The organism is Bacillus sp. FSL K6-0138 (assembly GCF_037982765.1).
Taxonomy (GTDB): domain Bacteria; phylum Bacillota; class Bacilli; order Bacillales; family Bacillaceae; genus Bacillus; species Bacillus glycinifermentans.
The window spans coordinates 229,545-244,250 of sequence record NZ_CP150286.1; the positions used below are offsets into that span (position 1 = coordinate 229,545).

General features: G+C 44.6%; 16 protein-coding genes and 1 pseudogene. 10 read left to right on the forward strand and 7 right to left on the reverse strand.

Annotated features, from left to right (window positions below; all coding sequences use genetic code 11):
- Positions 1 to 89 precede the first annotated feature (89 nt).
- From cdaA to MHB78_RS01505, 9 genes are all read left to right on the forward strand, one after another.
- Positions 90 to 911: a diadenylate cyclase CdaA gene (cdaA, locus tag MHB78_RS01465; protein ID WP_046132941.1), complete on the forward strand. Its 822-nt coding sequence runs from the start codon at positions 90 to 92 to the stop codon at positions 909 to 911.
- Positions 904 to 2,220 (forward strand): YbbR-like domain-containing protein, encoded by a 1,317-nt coding sequence (locus MHB78_RS01470; protein ID WP_046132940.1) that lies wholly within the window; start codon positions 904 to 906, stop codon positions 2,218 to 2,220. The genes cdaA and MHB78_RS01470 overlap by 8 nt, the downstream gene beginning before the upstream one ends.
- Positions 2,221 to 2,240: 20 nt before the next feature.
- Positions 2,241 to 3,587 (forward strand): phosphoglucosamine mutase, encoded by a 1,347-nt coding sequence (gene glmM / locus MHB78_RS01475; protein ID WP_046132939.1) that lies wholly within the window; start codon positions 2,241 to 2,243, stop codon positions 3,585 to 3,587.
- Positions 3,588 to 4,033: 446 nt separating this feature from the next.
- Positions 4,034 to 5,836, forward strand: coding sequence for a glutamine--fructose-6-phosphate transaminase (isomerizing) (gene glmS, locus MHB78_RS01480; RefSeq protein ID WP_046132938.1), 1,803 nt, complete (start codon positions 4,034 to 4,036; stop codon positions 5,834 to 5,836).
- Positions 5,837 to 6,114: 278 nt separating this feature from the next.
- On the forward strand, positions 6,115 to 6,486 hold the full coding sequence (locus MHB78_RS01485) for an iron chaperone (RefSeq protein ID WP_046132937.1): 372 nt from the start codon (positions 6,115 to 6,117) through the stop codon (positions 6,484 to 6,486).
- Between the two features lie 138 nt (positions 6,487 to 6,624).
- Positions 6,625 to 6,927 (forward strand): metalloregulator ArsR/SmtB family transcription factor, encoded by a 303-nt coding sequence (locus tag MHB78_RS01490; RefSeq protein ID WP_046132936.1) that lies wholly within the window; start codon positions 6,625 to 6,627, stop codon positions 6,925 to 6,927.
- Positions 6,928 to 7,054: 127 nt separating this feature from the next.
- Positions 7,055 to 8,236, forward strand: a complete 1,182-nt coding sequence (locus MHB78_RS01495; RefSeq protein WP_046132935.1) for an MFS transporter — start codon at positions 7,055 to 7,057, stop codon at positions 8,234 to 8,236.
- Positions 8,237 to 8,305: 69 nt separating this feature from the next.
- Complete coding sequence (locus tag MHB78_RS01500; protein ID WP_157759320.1) at positions 8,306 to 8,449, forward strand: hypothetical protein; 144 nt, start codon at positions 8,306 to 8,308, stop codon at positions 8,447 to 8,449.
- A 369-nt stretch (positions 8,450 to 8,818) separates the two neighbouring features.
- Positions 8,819 to 9,139, forward strand: coding sequence for a hypothetical protein (locus MHB78_RS01505; RefSeq protein ID WP_046132934.1), 321 nt, complete (start codon positions 8,819 to 8,821; stop codon positions 9,137 to 9,139).
- A gap of 346 nt (positions 9,140 to 9,485) precedes the next feature.
- Here the strand turns inward: MHB78_RS01505 and MHB78_RS01510 are convergent, their stop codons facing one another.
- The 7 genes from MHB78_RS01510 to MHB78_RS01540 form a co-directional block, all read right to left on the reverse strand.
- Positions 9,486 to 9,689 carry an ABC-2 transporter permease gene (locus MHB78_RS01510; protein WP_329761362.1) on the reverse strand — a complete coding sequence of 68 codons (204 nt, stop codon included), beginning with the start codon at positions 9,687 to 9,689 and terminating at the stop codon, positions 9,486 to 9,488.
- Positions 9,634 to 10,092, reverse strand: a complete 459-nt coding sequence (locus tag MHB78_RS01515) for an ABC-2 transporter permease (RefSeq protein ID WP_231947414.1) — start codon at positions 10,090 to 10,092, stop codon at positions 9,634 to 9,636. Before MHB78_RS01515 ends, MHB78_RS01510 begins: the two co-directional genes overlap by 56 nt.
- The gene (locus MHB78_RS01520; protein WP_046132933.1) at positions 10,073 to 10,954 is read right to left on the reverse strand and encodes an ABC transporter ATP-binding protein; all 882 of its coding nucleotides are present in this window, start codon (positions 10,952 to 10,954) and stop codon (positions 10,073 to 10,075) included. The genes MHB78_RS01515 and MHB78_RS01520 overlap by 20 nt, the downstream gene beginning before the upstream one ends.
- On the reverse strand, positions 10,954 to 11,331 hold the full coding sequence (locus MHB78_RS01525; RefSeq protein ID WP_046132932.1) for a GntR family transcriptional regulator: 378 nt from the start codon (positions 11,329 to 11,331) through the stop codon (positions 10,954 to 10,956). Before MHB78_RS01525 ends, MHB78_RS01520 begins: the two co-directional genes overlap by 1 nt.
- A 545-nt stretch (positions 11,332 to 11,876) precedes the next feature.
- Positions 11,877 to 12,401, reverse strand: a complete 525-nt coding sequence (locus tag MHB78_RS01530; protein WP_046132931.1) for a DinB family protein — start codon at positions 12,399 to 12,401, stop codon at positions 11,877 to 11,879.
- A gap of 133 nt (positions 12,402 to 12,534) precedes the next feature.
- Positions 12,535 to 13,536 carry a serine hydrolase gene (locus MHB78_RS01535; protein WP_046132930.1) on the reverse strand — a complete coding sequence of 334 codons (1,002 nt, stop codon included), beginning with the start codon at positions 13,534 to 13,536 and terminating at the stop codon, positions 12,535 to 12,537.
- A gap of 13 nt (positions 13,537 to 13,549) precedes the next feature.
- A complete protein-coding gene (locus MHB78_RS01540) occupies positions 13,550 to 14,362 on the reverse strand; it encodes a MerR family transcriptional regulator (protein WP_046132929.1) in 813 nt (270 codons plus the stop codon).
- A gap of 151 nt (positions 14,363 to 14,513) precedes the next feature.
- Between MHB78_RS01540 and MHB78_RS01545 the strand changes: the two are divergent.
- Positions 14,514 to 14,628 (forward strand): annotated as a pseudogene (locus MHB78_RS01545) (hypothetical protein); the annotation flags it as partial.
- Between the last annotated feature and the right edge of the window lie 78 nt (positions 14,629 to 14,706).

Here is a 14,706-nt window from a genome sequence, read left to right on the forward strand (position 1 = left end):
TATAATACCCTCTGTATATAAAATGATAAACAATCGATATTGAAAACAAATTAACTTTACTAATGACTGAATTCTTGGAGGACGAGGAAATGGCTTTTGAGGATATCCCTTTCTTGCAGTACCTCGGCGATGCCGTTGATATTCTCCTTGTTTGGTACGTAATATATAAACTAATGATGGTCATCCGCGGAACGAAGGCGGTTCAGCTTTTAAAGGGAATCGTAGTCATTGTTCTTGTCCGGGTGGCCAGCCAGTATTTGGGGTTAAGCACGCTGCAGTGGCTGGTTGACCAGGCGATCACTTGGGGGTTCCTGGCGATCATCATCATTTTCCAGCCTGAACTGAGGAGAGCGCTCGAACAGCTTGGCCGCGGCCGTTTTTTTTCCAGGAGCGGGAATCCTGAAGAAGAGGAGCAGAAGAGAACGATCGAAGCGATTACAAAAGCGATCAAATATATGGCAAAACGGCGGATTGGCGCACTGTTAACCATTGAACGGGAAACCGGAATGGGCGATTACATAGAAACGGGGATTCCTTTAAACGCAAAGGTCAGCTCTGAGCTATTGATCAACATCTTTATTCCGAATACACCGCTTCACGACGGCGCCGTGATCATGAAAAACAGCGAGGTCGCCGCAGCTGCCTGTTATCTTCCTCTGTCAGAAAGCCCGTTTATTTCGAAAGAGCTTGGCACGAGACACAGAGCGGCGGTCGGGATCAGCGAAGTAACCGACAGTCTGACGATCGTTGTATCCGAGGAAACCGGCGGCATCAGCGTCGCCAAAAACGGAGACCTTCACCGTGATTTAACGGAAGAAGCATTAAAAGAAATGCTTGAAGCGGAGTTCAAAAAAAATTCGCGGGAAACTTCCTCAACTCGCTGGTATTGGAGGGGGAAGAAAAATGGATAAATTCTTAAACAATCCCTGGGCCGTCAAACTAGTCGCGTTATTGTTCGCGTTTCTGCTTTATTTTGCGGTCCACAGCGCACAAGCGCCGACCCCTAAGAAACCGGGCGAATCATTCTTTCCTACCGCGACGACTGATGAAGCAACCCTTACCGATATACCGGTAAAAGCATATTATGATGATGAAAATTACGTCGTCACAGGCGTGCCGCAAACCGTGAACGTCACGATCAAAGGACCGACGGGAACTGTTAAGAAAGTAAGGCAAGTGAAGGATTTTGAAATCTATGCCGATATGCAGAATCTGAAAACCGGCAGACATAAAGTGGAATTGAAGGCGAGGAATGTTGCCGAAGGACTGAGCGTTTCGATCAATCCTTCGGCGGCAACCGTAACGATCGAAGAAAAGACGACGAAAGAATTTCCGGTCGAAGCCGATTTTTACAATAAAAATAAAATGAAGGACGGCTATTCGCCGGAGCAGCCGATCGTCAATCCGAAAAACGTCAGCGTCACCGGTGCGAAAGCCGTGATCGACAGAATCGCGAGCATAAAGGCGACGATCAATTTGGAAGGCGTGGATCAGACGGTTGAAAAGGAAGCTAAGCTTACGGTTTATGACACGGACGGAAACGTTCTTCCGGTCGAAGTCGCTCCGTCCGTCGTCAAAATCACCGTTCCGGTGACGAGTCCGAGCAAAAAGGTGCCGATCAAGCTTGAGCGAAAAGGAAGCCTTCCTGACGGCATCAGCATTTCCAGCCTGGATATGAGCCCTGGGGAAGCGACCGTCTACGGACCGCAAAATGTCCTTGATTCGTTAGAATTTGTCGACGGTACTGAAATCGATTTAAGTAAAATTAAAGATGACACTCAAATAGAGGCCGATATTCCGGTGCCGGAAGGGGCCAAAAAAGTGTCGCCTGAAAAAGTGACCATCAAAGTGAAAGTTGACAAAGCAGAAGAGAAAAAACTGAAGAACGTTTCAATCAAAACCGTCGGGCTGAGCGACAGTCAGGATCTTGAGTTTCTTGACCCGAAAACCGGCAAGCTGGATATTACGGCAAAGGGTTCAGATGCCGCAATATCAAAGCTTCAGCCGTCAGACATCGAGCTCTATCTGAATGCAGCCGATTTGAGCGACGGCGACCATAACGTCAAACTTGAAGTAAACGGACCGCAGAATATCACATGGTCGCTGCCGCAGAAAAGTGTTAAAGTTAGAATTTCTTCTAAAACATCTAAAAATGAAAATGACAAAGGTCAGGATGAAAAAGAACAGGATCATTCTGAAACAGATTCACAACCTTCATGAATCAAAAAGGAGCGATATGAATGGGCAAGTATTTTGGAACAGACGGTGTGAGAGGTGTGGCAAACAGTGAACTTACACCAGAGCTGGCCTTTAAAGTCGGACGTTTTGGCGGTTATGTCCTCACAAAAGATAAAGAACGTCCCAAAGTGCTGATCGGCCGTGACACGCGTATTTCCGGACATATGCTGGAAGGGGCTCTTGTCGCCGGTCTCCTCTCGATCGGAGCCGAAGTCATGCGCCTCGGTGTTATTTCAACGCCCGGCGTAGCTTACTTGACGAAAGCAATGGATGCTGAAGCCGGAGTGATGATTTCGGCTTCGCACAATCCCGTCCAGGACAACGGAATCAAGTTTTTCGGCGGCGACGGCTTTAAGCTTTCCGATGAACAGGAGCTTGAAATCGAGCGTCTCATGGATCTGCCGGAAGACAACCTGCCAAGGCCTGTCGGAGCAGATCTTGGGATGGTGAACGACTATTTTGAAGGCGGACAAAAGTATTTGCAATTTCTCAAGCAGACCGCTGACGAGGATTTCACAGGCATTCATATCGCGCTCGACTGCGCGCACGGGGCGACGTCTTCGCTGGCCACGCACCTGTTTGCCGATCTTGATGCCGATGTTTCTACGATGGGCACGTCTCCGAACGGCTTAAATATTAATGACGGCGTCGGTTCGACCCATCCAGAAGCACTTGCCGCATTTGTAAAAGAAAAAGGCGCTGACGTCGGCATGGCGTTTGACGGCGACGGCGACCGCTTAATCGCTGTAGATGAAAAAGGGAATGTTGTCGACGGCGACCAAATCATGTACATATGCGCGAAGTACTTGAAGAGGGAGGGCCGTTTGGCGGAAAATACGGTTGTTTCCACCGTCATGAGCAACCTCGGCTTCTACAAAGCGCTAGAAGCGGAAGGCGTGAAAAGCGTTCAGACTGCAGTCGGCGACCGCTATGTCGTCGAAGCCATGAAAAACGGCGGCTATAATCTAGGCGGTGAACAGTCCGGGCATCTGATCTTCCTTGACTACAATACAACTGGAGACGGACTGCTTTCGGCGATCATGCTGATGAATACGATCAAAATGACGGGCAAGCCGCTGTCAGAGCTTGCCGCTGAAATGCAGAAGTTTCCGCAGCTTTTGGTCAATGTCAAAGTAACAGATAAACATAAAGTGACCGAAAACGAAAAAGTCAAAGCGGTTATTGAAGAGGTCGAAAAGGAAATGAACGGCGACGGCCGCATCCTTGTGCGCCCTTCAGGTACGGAGCCGCTCGTCCGCGTCATGGCGGAAGCAAGAACAAAGGAACTTTGCGAAGACTATGTCGGCCGCATCGTTGACGTCGTAAAGGCGGAAATGGGAGCGGAGTAATTTTCCGCAAAGGACCATGAACAGGACATGCTGATTTAACATAAGATAAAGTGAACCGTCTTTACTTCTTGAAATAAATGTGAATCATGTTAGAAATCGTTTGACGGTTCTTTTTACCTGTAGTAAAATCAGCTTGTCTTGTTTTATTCAAAAGGAAAGGCAGGGTTGAAAGGTTTATTATAATGATAGCGCCCGGACTAAGCGTACGGACGAAACAGCTTAGTTGACGAGGATGGAGGTTATCGAAATATTCGGCGGATGCCTCCCGGCTGACCTAAAAGATCACAGCCGCAAGGATTTCCTCAAACCAAAGAGGCGACTCTTTGAACAAAGGGAAATCGCATGATCTTCCATCAAAAAACATGTAGGAGGGGACGAAGAAACGTCCCCGCCTTAAAGCAGACTTTCTTCGTCTCCTTCCTGCGGAATTCGGGAGGAAGAACATTATGTGTGGTATTGTAGGTTATATCGGCCAGCTTGATGCAAAGGAAATTTTGTTAAAAGGGTTGGAAAAATTGGAGTATCGCGGCTACGATTCAGCAGGAATCGCTGTGGCGAATGAAGACGGCGTTCATGTGTTTAAGGAAAAAGGACGTATTGCCGATCTTCGCGCAGCCGTTGATCAAACCGTGATGTCCCAGGCAGGAATTGGACATACCCGCTGGGCGACCCACGGTGAACCAAGCCGTCTAAACGCACACCCTCATCAAAGCGCATCAGGCCGCTTTACGCTTGTTCATAACGGTGTCATCGAGAACTACGTTCAGCTGACACGCGAATATTTACAAGACGTTGAACTGAAAAGCGATACGGATACAGAGGTTGTCGTTCAATTGATCGAACAATTTGTCAAAGGCGGCCTTGACACAGAGGAAGCGTTCCGTCAAACGCTTATGCTGCTCAAAGGCTCTTATGCGATTGCATTATTCGATCTTGAGAACAAGGGAACCATCTATGTTGCGAAAAACAAAAGCCCGCTGCTCGTCGGCCTTGGAGATACATTCAACGTTGTCGCATCCGATGCGATGGCTATGCTTCAAGTGACGAATGAATATGTGGAGCTTATGGATAAAGAAATGGTCATCGTCACCGACAAGAAAGTCGTTATCAAAAATCTTGACGGTGAACTGATGTCACGTGCCTCTTATATCGCAGAGCTTGATGCCAGCGATATCGAAAAAGGCACATACCCTCACTACATGTTGAAAGAAATTGATGAACAGCCGCTCGTCATGCGGAAAATCATTCAAACGTACCAAGACGAGAACGGCAAGCTTTCGATTCCGGGAGATGTCGCTGAAGCGGTGGCTGAAGCTGACCGCGTCTATATCATCGCCTGCGGAACGAGCTATCATGCCGGTCTTGTCGGCAAGCAATTCATTGAATCATGGGCGAAAGTACCGACTGAAGTCCATGTTGCCAGCGAATTTTCTTACAATATGCCGCTGCTTTCTGAGAAACCGCTGTTTATCTTTATTTCTCAAAGCGGTGAAACGGCTGACAGCCGCGCCGTGCTTGTACAGGCGAAAAAGCTCGGCCACAAAGCGCTGACGATTACAAACGTACCGGGATCAACGCTTTCCCGTGAAGCCGACTATACGCTGCTGCTGAATGCCGGTCCGGAAATCGCGGTCGCCTCAACAAAAGCGTATACTGCGCAAATCGCCGTCCTTTCCATCCTGGCAGCCGTGACTGCGGAAATCCGCGGCAAAGCGCTTGGCTTTGACCTCGTGAAAGAGCTCGGCATCATCGGAAATGCGATGGAAGCCCTTTGCGATCAAAAAGACGAAATGGAAATGATCGCGCGCGAGTACTTGACCGTTACCCGCAACGCCTTCTTCATCGGCCGCGGACTCGACTACTTTGTCTGCCTCGAAGGAGCGCTGAAGCTGAAAGAGATTTCTTACATCCAGGCTGAAGGCTTCGCCGGCGGTGAACTGAAGCACGGCACGATCGCACTGATCGAAGACGGCACACCGGTCATCGCCCTTGCGACACAAGAACACGTAAACTTAAGCATCCGCGGAAACGTCAAAGAAGTAACCGCCCGCGGCGCCAACGCTTGCGTGATCTCACTGAAAGGCCTAGAAGAAGCAGACGACCGCTTCGTCCTGCCTGAAGTACAACCGGAGCTCGCTCCGCTCGTCTCCGTCATCCCGCTACAGCTGATCGCATACTATGCTGCACTGCACCGCGGCTGTGATGTTGATAAACCGCGGAACTTGGCGAAGAGTGTGACGGTAGAGTAAGGTTTCTGTTATATTGATTTGAAAATGCAGCTTTAAAAAAGTTGCGCAGGTTCACCCCTTTGGTTATGCTTAGCCAAAGGGGTGTTTTTTGTCTAAAAGGGGTACAGTATCCAACGAAATTAGATGACAAACCGATTGTGCATATAGAACCTAAAAAAGTCTGCGGACTTTACTGAAATTGAGAAGAATTAAAAAGCTATAGCAATTGAATGTCATAGCGTATTGGCATAAAAAATTACATTGTTCAAAATTAATTTTTAATTATAGGAGGGAATAACATGAAAGTTTTCGCCGAATATTTAGCAGGTATCGATAATCCCGACCACCGCGGCCGAACGGAGGAAATTTTGGCGTGGGTCGCTAATCAATTCCCCAATTTGGAACCGCAAATCAAGTGGAATACGCCGATGTTTTCCGATCACGGCACATTTATCATCGGCTTTTCCACAGCGAAGCATCATTTGAGCGTTTCACCCGAAGAAGCAGGCATTGCGCACTTTGCCGATGATATTGCCCAAGCCGGCTACAGTGCTACCAAAGGCTTGTTTCGGATTCCGTGGAATGAGCCGGTCAATTACGACTTGCTTGAGAAAATGATTGAATTTAATATTCAGGATAAAGCAGACTGTTCTACTTTTTGGCGGAAATAAGAAAATCGGATGATTAAGGGTGAACTCGAATTCCCCCCTTTGGTTTAACCAAAGGGGTATTTCCACGTTCAAAGGAACCGGACATCTAAAGACAAAACACACATTGACATATCGAGAAATCACGATATAATAATCCATATGGAACCAATTGAAGTATTCAAAGCTTTATCAAACGAATCAAGGCTGCAAATTTTGCAATGGCTGAAGGAGCCTGATCGCCATTTTACGCCCCATGAAGGGATTGATATGAATACAATAGGGGTCTGTGTCAGCCAAATAACTGACAAATTGAAAATGACGCAATCAACGGCTTCCCAATATCTCACCATACTGCTAAGAGCCGGCCTGATTAAGGCGGAACGCATCGGAAAGTACACGTACTACAAAAGAGATGAAGAGGCCATAAAAAAACTTGCCGATTTTCTTAAAACAGAGATATGAAAAATAAGCATCTTAAGATGTTTATTTTTACGCTATACATATCGACATATTACGATGTGTTTATTTTTAAAATATACATATCGTCATTTCGCGATATAACAATTTAAGATTCGAGGAGTGAACGTCTTTGTCTAACACCTGGAAAATTTATATTTTAGCGATTGTCAGCTTTTTAGTAGGAACCTCAGAGTACATCATTTCGGGCATTTTGGATAATATTGCTCATACACTTGGGATCACTTTGGCTGCTGCCGGTCAGCTCATTACGATCTTTTCGCTTGTGTATGCTATTTTCACACCTATTCTGATGGCGTTAACGGCAAGCATGGATAGGCGCAAATTAATGATTTATGCCCTCGGTTTGTTTGTGATAGGAAATATCCTGGCCTTTGTCCTGCCTGGTTATAGCTGGTTTATTGCGGCGCGGGTCATTATGGCGATGGGAGCAGGCATGGTTGTTGTTACTGCATTAACGATTGCCGCCAAGATCGCTCCGGAAGGCAAGCAGGGCAGTGCAATTGCTACTGTCGTCATGGGCTTTACCGCTTCTCTCATTATCGGTGTTCCCCTTGGAAGAATGATGTCAGAAGCATTAGGGTGGAAATCTGTATTTGGCGGAATTGCTGTGTTGGGATTCATCGCAATGGCCGTTATGTTCCTTACGCTTCCGCAAATTGAGGGGGATAAGCCCGTCCCGTTGCTTCAGCAGCTTTCTCTTTTCAAAAAACGGAAAGTGGCGATGGGATTATCGATCACTTTCTTCTGGCTCGGAGGATATTCTGTTGCTTATACGTATCTGTCGCCATACCTCCTGACCATCTCAGGGATAAGCGGCAAGCTGCTTAGCGGCGTCTTGCTTATATTCGGAATCGCCAGTTTGGTTGGATCGAAGTTCGGAGGATACAGCACCGATAGATGGGGAGTGCCCTTTACACTGGTCGGCGGAATGACATTGCATATCATCACACTGATTTTGCTGTCGCTCGTCACCCACTCATATATCGGGGTATTGGCCATTCTCATATTATGGTCGTTTGCGGCATGGTCTACAGGCCCGACGCAGCAGTATCACTTAGCGACGATAGAACCGGAATTGTCAGGTGTATTGCTTGGCATCAATCAGTCGATGATGCAGTTAGCGATGGCTGTCGGCGCAGGAATAGGGGGAGTTTTTGTAGAGAACGTATCATTGGCTTCGATTACCTGGATTGGCGCATTGGGAGTTATGATTGCGATTGTTGTTTCATTGATGACTTTCAGTTCACATCTTAAAGAGAAAGCTTCACATTTGGAAGAAATCAATCAATAAAATGCTGTCTGATGGGCTTTGGAGATTCAATGGTTTCATATACAATAGCATAATTTAGAATGCCGACGTATGCCCCCTGAAAAGAGAAACGTTCAGTTCGCGATTCTGAAGGTTTCACAAGAGCACGTCAAATTAAGCATCCACGGAAATGTCAAAGAAGTCACAGCCCGCGGCGCCAACGATTGCTGGATCTCACTGAAAGGTCTGGAATAAGCAGACGACCGTTTTATCCTGCCTGAAATACACTCGGAGCTTGCTCCGCTTGTCTCCGCCATCTCGCATACTGCGCCGCAGCTGTGATGTTGATAAGCCGCCTGGCGAAGAGCTGAGTTATGGCGGAGCAGAAGCTATTTGAAATAAAAGTTTTTACCCCTTTGGATTGGATGATCTGAAGGGGTATTTTTATCTTTAAAAGAAGAATCAGTCTGATATAGAATTGAAATAAGAAATAAAATAGACGTGTCCATCCATCTAAAAAGGGCTCTAAATTAGAAGTGAGATCCGTTCGCACGGCAGCATGTTGAGGCGGTTTTCATGATGCCCGTATAAATAATGACTTTATTACTTAGAGGATGTGTAATCGTGAACAAGGAGACGTACATTGAAGTTAACAGAACATCGCAGTACATCAATAAAATGAGACGATTTTCAGTGCTGATTGATGGTGTCGAGGCAGGAAAAATCAAAGATGGCGAAAGGCTGCGAATCGATTTACAGCCTGGTGAACATGATATCCAGGTGAAAATTAATTGGTGCACAAGCCAAACATTGAGGTTTATATTAGATGAAGGCGAAGTGTTAAAGTTCAGATGTGGAAGTCCGGTCCGGGGGTGGAAGATGTTCTTCACGCTGTTTTATGTATTGGCCGCCCCCGAGAAGTATTCGTTTATTGAGCAGGAGTAAGAATGCCCCGGGGGGCGTACTGCCCGTCAGCGCCATCGGCCACATGATGTATCATCTGTACAGTGTGACAGCGGGGAAAAGCGTTTTGCCTTGAAATCAGTCGCTATATTAAGATGCGAAGCTTAAATCCTTTGGCTGGTCTAAAGGAAGTGGATTAAATAAGGCCTGCAGCTTGGGTATGGATGATGATGGGGCCTTAAGAAAAAGAAATGTTTATACAGCCTGTCAAGAAACTCTTAACAGGCTATTAACTTAAATTTTTCTTTCTTCAATAGGTGTATTTATTGCACCTGGCGCAAAAGAAAGAATAAGTTCGTAAAGTCCTGGTGCCCATCTTTACATATCTTTAAAACACTTTATTTCTATAAATACGAATCGATAGAAGCCATGAACATCCATATAGGGTAATAACGGATATGGCGACGATCAGATACAACTTAGTATTTTGTAAGGTTAGTAGCATGTGAATGAACTCTCTAATTTGATCGTTCAAGTCATGGAAAACAATTAACAGCCAGCAAATACAAGCCAAATGCAACAATAGAAGCAATCAACAGATAGTTACTTTTGAATTTATAACAGAATGGCAGCATGAATGAAGCAGCTGTCATCACAATGGCGACCATTAGCAAAATGTCTTTCCAGATCGTAAGTTCCCGGTGAATGATAAAGTTTACGATAAATATGGCTGCAGCCACCATACATGTAAAGAGAACGACGACAATATACTTTGAACTTACAATTTCTTTTCGTGTATAAGGCAAAGAATTGAGAAGCATATGTATAGAAGACTTTTCATCTATTGAAATGGCATTCATCGATATAACTATACTAAATACAACCCCAATCCAGATTGGAGAAATATCTAACATTAAATAAACACATAATACCAAAAACGAAGCTGCCAATGTTTTTTTCTGCAAGATAATATCCTTACGTATTAAGTTGAACATGTTCTTTGGCTCCTTTCTTCGTATAGAACATAATATCTTCGAGGGTCGGTTTTTCTATTAACGCCATGTCCCCCAAAATTTTTTCTGTTCGTGATTTATTCGCAGTCAATGCTTCAAATCCATGAGTTGATTTTCGAACCGCTATAAATTCCTGTTCGGTCTCCTGGTCTAACAACTCCATTCCGCCTTTTACAATTGCATATTGTTCCTCAATTTCGTACAAGTCCTTTGTAAAGATATGCTCTCCTTTATGAATGAACGTGATATAATCCGCAATCTTATCTAAATCAGTTGTAATATGAGTCGAAAAAAAGATCGTTTTATCCCCATCTTGCATGAGTTGATGCAAGATATCCAACAGCTCCCGGCGGAAAATCGGATCTAGTCCGGACGTAGGTTCGTCCATAATAATTAATTCCGCGCGGTGGGATAGAGCGACGGCTAATGAAGCTTTCATCATCATGTCTTTTGAGAACATCTTGATTTTTTTAGTTAGCGGCAAGTTAAATATTTTCACATAATCATTGAATACTTGATCATTCCAATTTACATAGGATCTTTTTACAATTTCTTTCATTTCAGCCAACGTTAAATGTTCATAGAATACATTGGCATCAAATACAAAACCAATCCGTTGTTTGATTTCTTTCTCATGCTCCTTGTAATTCAAGCCAAATATCGTAATCGTTCCGCTGTCAGGTTGCAATAAATTCATGATCAATTTAATCGTTGTCGATTTCCCTGCACCATTACCACCTATAAACCCGGTGACAAAACCTTTTTTTACAGTCATTGAAAAGTCCTTTAGATGAAAGCCTTCGAATGACTTATGAACATGCCGGAGTTCAATTACATTGTCCATCATTCTTCCTCCCGATATAAAATGGTAAGCAAATCTTTTAATTCTGTAAGGGAAATGCCAATGTCTTTACTATTTTTGATTGCTGCCGACAATTGCTCTTCAATCGCTTTCATTTTTCCTTCCTTCATCATTTCGTCATTCTGGTCTGATACAAAGGAGCCTTTCCCGACCACAGAATAAATGAACCCGTTCTTCTCGAGTTCTTCATAGGCACGCTTCGACGTAATAAGACTTACATTCAGATCCTTTGCTAATTGGCGCATAGAAGGCAGCGGCTGTCCCGGTTTCAATTCATTTGCAAGAATATGATCCTTAATTTGAGTGTAGATTTGTTCATAAATGGGTTGCTTTGAACTATTCGAAATTATAATTTTCATTTCAAAACCTCTTTAAAATGATCTACACAAAGTATACACAATATATACAATATGCACAATATATACAAAGTGTTAGGAACTATTTTTTAGAAGTGTATCCTCACCCTCCTATGTTTACAGAAGTATTCAACATCTGCAGCAGCCGAAGTTTTTAATACTGTGTTCAATCAAAATAAGAAGTACGTTTATATGAGAAATTAGGATTTAGCCATGAAGGAATGAGTCGAGAGGTTCTGTTCAGAGCAGGTGTATGGCATGATATGGGTCAGTTGTAAGGCGAATATTTTAAACAGCATGAAAAGAAAGTATCCGTGTGATCAATTAATGGTTAAAGATATTCAAGAGAAATTACAGCCCGAGCAGTTGATTCAATCGCTAATATTGTTTAATAAAGAGCCTGGGTTCTAAAAAATGACGTCCCCTCCTGGTTGGACTAACCACAGAGGGGTTTTTATGTCCAGAGGAACTTTTAAAGTCCATTAAAGAAGGCTGCGGTTCAGGAGCTGGTTCGATCAGGTTCTGGAATAACAATGTTCGCTTACCATTCAGCTGTTCAAAATCCGCAAATAAGCCTTCCAAGGCCCGACATCCTCTTGATACCGCTTCGCCAGCACCCTTGCGATTTGCGATATGTGGGTGAGATCGTGAGCCACCCATGTTGAGATCTGCTCTCTAAGCTTGACGACGCCAAACTCAGGGTGTACGCCCGTTTGTTCGAAGTCAGTATGAGGCTGAATCAGCCGCCGCAATGTCTCCACGTTTTCCCGACGGAGCTTCACAAACTCACTAAGCAGCTCTTTAATTGTTTTGTCAGCGTTTTGCTGAAGTTGACTGAAACGGTCAAAAGGAGGAAATGTTTCCGTTTCTCCCTTTGTCAGGATCATTTCGATTCGCGGGATCCAATTATTCTTTTCCCCTTCAATCAGGTGGCCGACTACATCAAAGGCGCTCCATGTAGCTTCACCTTCATTGCAATTGATCCACGAGTTCGATAATCCGGTCAGCATATAGCTCAGCGTTTTTGGCGTGCGCTCCAGAATTTCGATTGCTTCTTTAAGCTGAAAATTCATGTTTGTGACCCCCTTAACATTTGGATGGTGCGGGCAGGCTAATAACTCAGCGATATTACACCCATTTTAATTTGAACGCTGGGAGAAGAGCAATAGAACACGGCAGCTTTTTCAAAACCGCCGTAAAAAACTGCTAGTCTATGACAGCCGGGATTATACATTCCTTTATCAGTGTCCACCTATCACGAGGGTTCCTCATGAATTCTGAAGCAATCGCTACGACCAGGCCTTTTTCCGGGATGCAGCAAATGACATTGCCGCCATCGCCCAGCGCCAAGTGTGCAAAAACGCCGTCCTCTTCACGCAGCCACCATAGATAACCGTATTGATTTGGGTTCATCGCTGTTGATTCTTCAACCCACGACTCCGGAACAATTTGTTGATTGTTCCAAATTCCGCGGTTTACATATAGAAAACCGAAACGCGCCATATCCCGCGGAGTCAGCGTAAGCCCCCATCCGCCTGCAGAGTTGCCGTCCGGATCATTCACCCAGCCCTTCACGTTTTTTCCGAAACGGTCGTCAAAGCCAAATGATGTCATGTTATAATCCGGGATTTCTTTCATGCCGGTTGGTGCAAATAAATGTTCATTGGCAAATTCACGGGCGCTCTTACCCGTACTCCGGGTGATGATGGCAGAAAGCAGGTGCGCGCCTGCGGTGGAATACTTAAAAGTTCCAATCCTGCCTTTTTGGCCGAGCATATCCAGCGTATACTTTACCCAGTCAGGCTGCATACACATCTTGTCGAGAGGTTCGTGCCAGTCCTCAAATGGATAGGGAGCCGTCATCGTGAGAAGATGGCGTATGGTGATGTCCTGTTTCGTCTTATCGGCAGTATCGTATTCTGGGAAAAAGTCCAGCACCTTTTGATCGGCATCTTTGATATATCCTGCCTCAATCGCAATACCGATAAGGGCCGAGATGATGCTTTTCGTAACAGATGCGACATGGTGCATATCATCGGGGCCATAGCCATTATGATATCTTTCGTAAGCGATATATCCATTTCTCACAACAACAATACCGTTTATATTGCAGTACTCCGATTTGATCATAGGTTCCAGCTTTGAAAGTTTTTCAGAGTCCATACCAAAGGTTTTCGGGTCTTTTGCTTGCCAGTCGTTGTTTTGCATGATCGATACCTCTCTATTTTTTCTTTACGGGAAAATACACCTCGGTCACAAGATCTTCAGGCGCGGCGGCTTGATTAGGGTCTGTTACGTATACTTCATATGGCGAACTCACCAATTCGTATCCTTCGTTTTCTACCCATTCCCTCAGCCTGGCGTATACCGATGTCAATTCTGAATATGGACCTTTTAAAACAGCCTTCGCACAAAGGCCTCCGGGGAAATCTCTCGTTCCCTGCACGGGTTCCTTTATCGGGATCGCAAACTCCGTATCATTCCCGGCAGGGTTGTATTCCGGGCTGTGGTAAATCGTCATCGGCATACCAAGCAAGGTGAGCTTTTCGTGGGCAATCTTTTCATACAGCCTGCTGATATACTTACCATATCCTGCAGCATAATCATCGCTGTTCAGCATCTGACGGATATAAAGGAGATTCATTGGCCCGGTTTCGACAAGCTGTACTTCGATTTTGTCGAGAGAAGACATGATTGGAATGCCATTCTCTACATTTGAAATATCTGTGCTTATTTGTTTCAGCGTATATTCAAGATCATGTAACTTTTCCTGCAGTTCATATCTCTTGCGATGAAGGGCAGTATAAAGCTTTTCTTCTTCCAGCTCCAAAATGACTTTGATTTCTTCCAGCGAAAAATGAAAAGACTTCAAACGGTTGATCAAAAGCATCTTTTTTAGCTGCCCGATGGAATAATATCTATATCCGTTTTCAGGATTAATTTCATCAGGATGTATTAATCCGATTTCATCATAATATCGCAGCGTTTTTGTAGATACTCCGCTTATCTTCGAAAATTCTCCAATCGATAGCAAGAAGTCACCTCCGTTCTTGAATGATTCTTTGTTCTATTCTGTTATACACCTTTCCGTAAGGGGAATGTCAAAAGTGATTTTAATTCTAAAAATTAATCAGAAATTTATTTTCATATCGTATCCTTTCAATATCAAATGAGAGGAGATCAATATGAGAAGATTAATGAAAGTCCTGAGCATCTTATTTGGCATGATCGCTGCTGCGGTCCTCTTTCTGTCCGTGTCCGTTTTTATATACCATCATTATCAATAAAGAAGCGGGGCTTGGATTAAACATCATTGATGACATATCAGGAATGCTCAATATAACCTATGCGTTGCAAACCAATCGGACTGGAACTCAG

What these genes read in the sequence shown, in the direction of transcription:
- glmS (WP_046132938.1), top strand. Translation starts at nt 4,034, where the DNA reads ATGTGTGGTATTGTAGGTTATATCGGCCAGCTTGATGCAAAGGAAATT.
- MHB78_RS01470 (WP_046132940.1), top strand. Translation starts at nt 904, where the DNA reads ATGGATAAATTCTTAAACAATCCCTGGGCCGTCAAACTAGTCGCGTTA.
- MHB78_RS01520 (WP_046132933.1), bottom strand. Translation starts at nt 10,954, where the DNA reads ATGGACAATGTAATTGAACTCCGGCATGTTCATAAGTCATTCGAAGGC.
- MHB78_RS01530 (WP_046132931.1), bottom strand. Translation starts at nt 12,401, where the DNA reads ATGAATTTTCAGCTTAAAGAAGCAATCGAAATTCTGGAGCGCACGCCA.
- cdaA (WP_046132941.1), top strand. Translation starts at nt 90, where the DNA reads ATGGCTTTTGAGGATATCCCTTTCTTGCAGTACCTCGGCGATGCCGTT.
- MHB78_RS01535 (WP_046132930.1), bottom strand. Translation starts at nt 13,536, where the DNA reads ATGCAAAACAACGACTGGCAAGCAAAAGACCCGAAAACCTTTGGTATG.
- MHB78_RS01500 (WP_157759320.1), top strand. Translation starts at nt 8,306, where the DNA reads ATGCCCCCTGAAAAGAGAAACGTTCAGTTCGCGATTCTGAAGGTTTCA.
- MHB78_RS01485 (WP_046132937.1), top strand. Translation starts at nt 6,115, where the DNA reads ATGAAAGTTTTCGCCGAATATTTAGCAGGTATCGATAATCCCGACCAC.
- MHB78_RS01525 (WP_046132932.1), bottom strand. Translation starts at nt 11,331, where the DNA reads ATGAAAATTATAATTTCGAATAGTTCAAAGCAACCCATTTATGAACAA.
- MHB78_RS01515 (WP_231947414.1), bottom strand. Translation starts at nt 10,092, where the DNA reads ATGTTCAACTTAATACGTAAGGATATTATCTTGCAGAAAAAAACATTG.
- MHB78_RS01490 (WP_046132936.1), top strand. Translation starts at nt 6,625, where the DNA reads ATGGAACCAATTGAAGTATTCAAAGCTTTATCAAACGAATCAAGGCTG.
- glmM (WP_046132939.1), top strand. Translation starts at nt 2,241, where the DNA reads ATGGGCAAGTATTTTGGAACAGACGGTGTGAGAGGTGTGGCAAACAGT.